Consider the following 1,297-nt stretch of genomic DNA (forward strand, 5'->3'; position numbering starts at 1 on the left):
CCCCATGGTAGAACTTTAATCCAGCCAAAAAGGCCTGTTGCTCCTTTTGAGCGACCATATCTTTCAAATGTAGCAAATAACGAGAAAGCAGTCATTAACGATGGAATAATAACCATGAATGTTAAGATAACCTGTAAGAACTTCCAAGCAGGGTCAATCCCTGGCTCTGTTAATTGGTGGTGAAAACCAACCGGAATCGAGAAGAGCAGGAACAAAATAAATGACAATCGTGCTAATGAATCGGAGAAAATTTTCCCGCCGATAATTTTCGGGATAATCGCATACCAGCACATGTACGCAGGTAACAACCAAAAATATACAAGTGGGTGACCAAAATACCAAAATAAAGTCCGGCTTACTAATACATCAACAGTATCTACTAATCCAAGCGACCAAGGTAGTAATTGGAATAATACCGTAGCAGCAACACCTAATGTAGCAATAATCCACATAACTGTATTAATAACAGCCATAAAACTCAATAATGGACTTGGCTGACCTGGGTTGTTTTTCCGCCATTTCGCATATGTCATAATTTGAGCCGAACCATCAATCCAGCTGCCAACCACTACAAAAGTTAATCCTAAGTAAAAAATCCAATGTGCTTTAAGTGGAGCATAAAAAGTGTAAAGGACGGATGCTTCTTTAAGTAGAACCATGGTTGCAGCCATTAAGGTTCCTACTAACATCATCCAAAAACCGATCCAGCCAGTTCGGCGGGCAGCATTTGAATGACCGCCAGTGGTTCTGCTTACGGCAGCATATTGAAATCCCATAATAAAAAACGTGGTTAAAACTAAGCCCATTAACACACCATGGACGGTTAGGATTTGGTAATAATCAATGCCCCATGGAAGCTCCCATTTCCCGGAACGGACAAGGGTTTGTAATAGCCCCATTAAACCACCAAGTGCAAGAGCAGAGAAGGCGACAAAAAAATGCGCCATTGAAAGCTTTGCATCACGCGGGTCTACTTTTACTTTCTTTGTTATGGAGTTAGCCATTATTTTTTCACCTCAATCATCGAACTCATTAAATGGTGTCCAGCACCACAATATTCGTTACATACAATTAAATATTTGCCTGCCTTATCAAACGTTGTCGTATATTCACTGACATAACCAGGCTCTAGCATCATGTTAATATTTGTTCCAGCGACCTCAAAGCCGTGGACTACGTCTTTTGTTGTGGCAATAACTTTCACTTTTGCTCCAAGTGGTACTTCCACTTTTACTGGATTATAAGAGAAGGCAGAAGCAACATAGACCAATTCATAATCCCAACCTTTGCCTTCAAC

Annotated in this window: 1 protein-coding gene and 1 pseudogene; both read right to left on the reverse strand. The window is 40.6% G+C overall.

What is annotated here, in order from left to right; translation table 11 throughout:
• Window positions 1-1,004, reverse strand: a 1,004-nt coding sequence (locus V7659_RS29475) for a cbb3-type cytochrome c oxidase subunit I (RefSeq protein ID WP_335543592.1), incomplete at its 3' end; no start/stop codon positions are given.
• Window positions 1,004-1,297: pseudogene (locus tag V7659_RS29480) on the reverse strand (cytochrome B5); the annotation flags it as partial. The pseudogene V7659_RS29480 and the gene V7659_RS29475, both read right to left, overlap by 1 nt.

Source organism: Neobacillus drentensis, assembly GCF_036966985.1.
Lineage (GTDB): Bacteria > Bacillota > Bacilli > Bacillales > Cytobacillaceae > Neobacillus > Neobacillus drentensis_E.